This is a genomic window from Endozoicomonas ascidiicola, assembly GCF_001646945.1.
In the GTDB taxonomy this organism is placed as follows: Bacteria; Pseudomonadota; Gammaproteobacteria; order Pseudomonadales; family Endozoicomonadaceae; genus Endozoicomonas; species Endozoicomonas ascidiicola.
Window position 1 is genome coordinate 1 of sequence record NZ_LUTV01000021.1, and the last position, 6,124, is coordinate 6,124.

A 6,124-nucleotide genomic window follows, 5' to 3' on the forward strand; every position below is an offset into this window, starting at 1 on the left:
GCAACACTTTCCCGGTTCAGAATCCCATCATAAAACACCCCTGCGACGAGTTGTGTCGCATGCAAACCATTTTTGCAAAATTTTTTTCTTGTTTCTCACCTCGCAAATACACGACTACCTCAATCACCTCACAAGCGTACAATTATTGGTTTCTCAAAATCCCACTCTGAGCTATTTGGTCCCATGTCCGCGCCGCCAATAAAAGATAATGGCAACCTCCTCAGTTCTTCTCTTTTCTACACATGACCAAAAGCCCCTGCCCAACGGCGTCATAATGAAGATTAGGCTTAGTTAAAAACAGATGATGCTATAGGCACACAGCCAGTACTTTAGCAGTAGTTGTCCAATCTTAACTGTGATTTAAAACAGTATAATGAGCGGATTTTGCTTGCTAGGATATCGAACCTTTTATGCACCTCAGCTTCCTGTTCCATTTTGGCAACAAGAGCCACACTCGCTGTTTCGATATATGCGTACATCACACCTTTTCATATAGGTGGAAGACGGAATTCGACTGGCGGTAGCGTACTTTTTATTTGCACGATAAAAATTAYGATTTCATCATTCCGTGAAAAACATATATCCCCAGTTTCCAGTTTTTGTAGTTCAAAATAACTGAACTGCAAAATTAGTCTTAAAAGTTCCGATGCATAAACCCATCAACAAGTTCGAAACCATACTCTCATATAGATAGCAGGCTCCATATTGTCAGTTAAATCATCAATGAAACCAATTAGCTACAATTGGCTTGGATATGTTTTAAAGCAGAAAAAAATTGCGATAGAACTAAGCCCTGCAGGTATTATCATCAACCCTGACAGTATTAAAACGGAGGGTGGTGAAATCAGGTATTCTTGGGGGCAGCTAGATAAACCTCCGGTATTTACCAGTCGCTTGTCTGGTTCTGTACTATGTTTCACCGCTAATAAAAGAAGCTATAGAATTCCCTTCCTTCGTTATTCAGCTAAGTCATACTTTGAAAATGAACTTAATTTTTTTTGGGCTGAGAATCATCGGAACAGATTAAGTGAGCTGGAAGAGGCAGTTGAGTCTGCTGCGATACAAGCAGACTCCCCGATATCATTCCAGCATGTTATGGCTTCCAGAATAAGTGATGAATATCATCGTTGGTTTCCATGGTGTAAAGACACAAAACTAAGCACAGAAGTAATGGGTCTAATAGATCGACTGTACAGCCTTCACTGTGTTAACGATGCGCTACCACAATTGTGGGCAACACATCACCAGGATCGCTTACATAAACTAAAAATGACAGTTGAATCTGCTGCAAGAAAAGCAGACTCCCCCATAGTACTCCGCCAACTTATGATTGGCAGTATAAGTGAAGAATATCGTCGTTGGTTTCCCTTGTGTGCGAAAGTAAACATAAATCCTGAAGCTCAAGCTTCACTGAACCAACTATATAACCTTTACAAAGTAAAAAATGAACTTAACCTACTGTGGGCCACACATCATTTTCAGCCGTTAAATAATCTTGTAGAAAAAGTTGAAGCTGGAATGAAACGGGTATATTTACGTCAATCATATCTTGAACTGATTCCTGCAAGAGTTCGCAGTATGTATAACTGCTGGTTTCCCTGGAGTGAAAGAGAGAATCTGGAGCAAAGCATCCGGGCTTCATTGGATAAACTACACAATATGTACAATATGGATCAGCCTTATGTAAGCCACATCCGTGAGGGCTATATCCAGTCGGAATTGACCCGATATCGTAATTTCTTTGAACATGTAGAGTCTAATCCACTAACCGATAAGCAACGTCGGGCTTGTGTAATAGATGATGACAACAACCTTTTGCTGGCAGGCGCCGGCACTGGTAAAACCAGCGTAATGGTTGGACGGGCTGGTTACCTTGTTAAAAGTAAGCAAGCAGTTTCAGCTGATATATTACTACTGGCTTACGGGAAAATTGCCGCTCAGGAAATGGATGAGCGCATTAAGCTTAAACTGGGCACTGATGAGATTAAAGCAAGCACTTTCCATGGCCTTGGCTTGAAAATCATTGCTGACGTTGAAGGAGCAAAACCCAGTTTATCACCATGGGTTAATGACGATTTAGCCAAGGACAAATGGGTAAGTAATACTCTTGAAGCCTTAATGCTTAACGAAAACTATCGAAGCCAGATATTAACTTTTTTTGGTCAGCATTATTACGTTGAAAAAAATCCGTTTGATTTTGAAACGGAGGGAGATTACTTCGAATACCTGAATGACAATAATATTCGAACACTTAAGGGGGAGCGTGTAAAGAGCTTTGGTGAACTCACTATTGCTAACTGGCTATTCCGCAATGGGATTGAATACCAGTATGAAACCAGATATGAGCACACGGTCAATAGCATTGATCATCGTCAATACGAACCCGATTTTTACTTGCCTGAACATAAAATCTATATTGAATATTATGGCACTGACGAAGCAGGAAATACGGCGCCACATATTGACAGGAACGCCTATAGCAAGTCGATGGTATGGAAGCGAAATACTCACAAGAAGTATGAAACTGATTGCGTAGAGTTATTTTACTATCAGCATAAAAAGGGTCGCTTGGCCACAGAGCTTGAACAATCGCTGAAAATATTTGATATTAAGTATTCGCCACTGCCTGATGAGGAATTACTCAACACTTTAAAAGAAATAGGGCACATATCCAATCTGGCTAAATTATTTAGTCAGTTATTAAGCCTGTACAAATCTGCTTGTTTCGATGTGGGCGATGGTAACAAAGGACCACAGCAAATTATCTCTAACTCGGCCAACCCGAAACAAACGGCCAAGGCTCTTGAACTACTTGAACCCATATTGGATGCCTATAAGCAGCACCTGAAGGCTCGTGGCGAAATCGATTTTGAGGATATGATTGCAAAAGCACTGACCTACCTTAAGCAGGGGCGATTTATCTCACCATGGCGTTATATTATGGTCGATGAATTTCAGGATATTTCTGAACCAAGAGCCAGGCTGGTGCTGGCATTACGGGATTCAAATAAAAACTCATCCGTATTTTGTGTGGGCGATGACTGGCAGGCGATTTATCGATTCAGTGGTGCTGACGTAAGTTTAACTACTCATTTTAGGGATTACTTTGGCCCAACAGCAAAAACAAATCTGGACTTGACCTTCCGATTTAACAATCGCATTGGTGAGGTAGCAACCCGCTTTGTCATGCAAAATCCGGTTCAACTGGAAAAAGATATTCGTTCATTTACACAAGTAGATGAACCTGCCATATCTTTACTGATGCGAAGCAGCAATGGAGCTACAGAGAATGAAGACACCAACAGTGCACTGGAACAGTCATTAAATGCCATTGTTTCACGAGTGAAAAAACCTTCTAAAGTATATCTTCTAGCTCGGTTTTGGAAACAGTTACCAGACCAGCTTGAAGTTAATCTATTAAATAAAAAATACCCAGATATCACGATTGAATGTCAGACTTTCCATGCATCCAAAGGTAAGGAAGCGGATTACGTAGTGATTATGGGAATGACAACAGGAATTCATGGATTTCCTTCAAAAAAAGTAACACCCCCCCTTCTTGAAGCTTTACTGCCCAAGGCTGAATCATTCGAATTTGCTGAAGAACGTCGTTTATTCTACGTGGCACTGACACGAGCCAAGCATCGTGTGTATATATTGGCAGATATGACCGACGTCAGTCCATTTGTTACTGAACTCATTGCAGATAACTATGATATTGAACGAAATGAATTTAAAACTTCCTTTGTGCAGAAGCTATTTGAAGAGATCAATTGTGCGCGTTGCACTACGGGAGTTCTGAAACCCAAAAAGGGTAAATTCAAATCATCTTTTGCGTGTTCTCATTTCCCGCTGTGCAACCATCAGGAAACGGGTTGTGACCTGTGTGGCAGCCCTATGACGCGGAACCGGTTTGCTGGTTTTCAGGCATGTCTTAACGATGATTGCTCACATACACGGCCATTGTGCAGTGTTTGCGGAGCAGAAATGATTCACCGTAAAGGGAAGTATGGCAATTTTTGGGGATGCAAAAACCATCGTAGAAACGACCCGAAAAGCTGTATCCATACGGTTAATGATGCTGCTGTGGCGAGTGCTAAAAAAACAGAAGTTGCAGTGGATGTCGATATTTGATGGAAGCTGTGATTTAAAATTGAAAGCTGGGGAAAAAGCCGAAAAAATCGGAGGGTCTTGATTCTTAAGCAAGAAGAAAGACCTGACCCTCAAATTTTGACCCTCAAATTTTTACCTATTTGCCTGAGCTACATCAACGATAATGAGCGCATATCTTTTGACATGGAATCCGACCCTGTTCATTTTTGGGGAAGATGAGTCCTGTAATATTGGCGATGAAATCACCTGGTCGTGTAATAGCCAACAACCGAAAATAGATGACACGGTATATCTGATTCGTGTCGGTCAAGAGCCTCGTGGCATTGTGGCCAAGGGAATCATCACTCAGGAGAGCTTTGACGAATCGGATTTTCGCGATCCGGCACAACATGATTTTGATCTACCCCCAATCTGCAGAGTTGCAGGTACCGATAGAATCAGCATTTGAGTTCAGTGAAAATCTTCGGCTATGGGTTGCGCCCTTTGTTATTGATGCCAGAGTAAAAGACTCTGAACGCTTGATATTGCCAGCAGGAATTACCAGCCTGATAAGCTCTCAGCACTATTGATTGCCATTGGACTAACAATGCGAAGAACTGATTCAGCTGGTAACCAACTCTTGTAGAATGCCTGACAATACCCCTGCCATTATGGGTCACAGAAGTATTGAATGGTGAGAGTTTGAAGTTATAGCTGTTTTCTAAGTCTGGCAGTCATCAACTAATTCATCATGAGCTGCCAGAACTGATTTTGTTTAATAGGTGGTTGTATCAGATTTAGCATCTGAATCAGTGATAGTTGCCACAAGGCTATCCAACAACCCACTGGCACCAAAGCGATAGTGGTCTGAGCCTATCCACTCTGCACCCATCATATTCTCTGCCAATTGTAGATGTGTCATAGCCTCTTCAGCAGTCCGGATGCCACCCGCCGCTTTGAAGCCAACATGGTTCAGTTGGCTTTCTTTAATAACCGCTAACATAACCTCAGCAGCTTCAATGGTGGCATTGACACTGACTTTGCCCGTCGAAGTTTTTATAAAGTCGGCACCAGCTCGGATTGAAATCTCACTGGCCGCTTTAATGAGTGAAGGATCATCAAGAACGCCTGACTCAATAATCACTTTGAGTATGACTTTCTCACCACAAACTGACTTGCAGGCCTTTACTAACTCATATCCTATCTCTTTATCCCCTTCCATCAATGAGCGATACGGGAATACTACGTCGACTTCATCAGCACCAGCCTCTACCGCTGAACGGGTTTCCTCAACCGCTACCGTTATATTCGGGTTACCATGAGGAAAATTGGTCACCGTTGCTACTTTAACTGAAGACAAATTCAGCTCATTGAGTGTTCGACGAGCCAGTTTTACAAAACGAGGATAGACACAAACTGCAGCTGTCGCCCCTACTTCTGTCTTTGCTTTTCGACAAAGAGCAATGATCACCTCATCAGTATCATCTTCATTCAGAGAAGTCAGATCAATCAGGCTCAATGCCTTCTGGCTGTAATGCTTAATTTCGTTCATTTATTGTCTACAGATTACTAGTTAAGTGTTTTATCAAATCGGCTTTAATTACAAAAGCCCAGTGGTAATACGGAATGATTTTGTTGCACCAGAAGCAAGACTGATCAACGTACCCGAATTCTTAGCGGCAATATGACCTTCCGGACGACAAGTGGCAGGTAAAACAAAAGCAGCTACTTTTTGATCACCATTGTGCAAAATCCAGCGGGTTGCATAAGGAAGTTCGTGGGTATTAAAACGAGAGAAAAAAGTAGTGCCATCAGGTGCTACCATTTCAAACTGCGCTTCATCTGCGTATTTTGGCAACTCATCCATGAAGAAAACAATTTCCGGATCGTACATTTCTGGTTGATTCAGAGTATTCAATGCGGTCGGATTCGTTTTCAATTGTTCATTGTAAGCAAGCCACTGCTCTGTAGGCTTCACATGTGCAGGTATCGTTTCCCTCAACTTAATAGCTTCTTCTGCAATATTCTGTTT

4 protein-coding genes are annotated in these 6,124 nt (G+C 41.9%); 2 read left to right on the forward strand and 2 right to left on the reverse strand.

Annotated elements, in window-relative coordinates:
* The first annotated feature begins 705 nt into the window (after nt 1-705).
* The gene (locus AKL11_RS24165; RefSeq protein WP_216636850.1) at nt 706-4,134 is read left to right on the forward strand and encodes a UvrD-helicase domain-containing protein; all 3,429 of its coding nucleotides are present in this window, start codon (nt 706-708) and stop codon (nt 4,132-4,134) included.
* Between the two features lie 157 nt (nt 4,135-4,291).
* Nucleotides 4,292-4,561: a hypothetical protein gene (locus tag AKL11_RS24170; RefSeq protein WP_157673756.1), complete on the forward strand. Its 270-nt coding sequence runs from the start codon at nt 4,292-4,294 to the stop codon at nt 4,559-4,561.
* A gap of 306 nt (nt 4,562-4,867) precedes the next feature.
* Here AKL11_RS24170 and deoC read toward each other — a convergent pair whose 3' ends face one another.
* Together deoC and AKL11_RS24180 are read right to left on the reverse strand one after the other, a co-directional pair.
* Nucleotides 4,868-5,644 carry a deoxyribose-phosphate aldolase gene (gene deoC / locus AKL11_RS24175; RefSeq protein WP_067522919.1) on the reverse strand — a complete coding sequence of 259 codons (777 nt, stop codon included), beginning with the start codon at nt 5,642-5,644 and terminating at the stop codon, nt 4,868-4,870.
* Between the two features lie 48 nt (nt 5,645-5,692).
* Nucleotides 5,693-6,124: DUF4432 family protein (locus tag AKL11_RS24180; RefSeq protein ID WP_157673757.1), on the reverse strand; the 432-nt coding region annotated here is incomplete at its 5' end.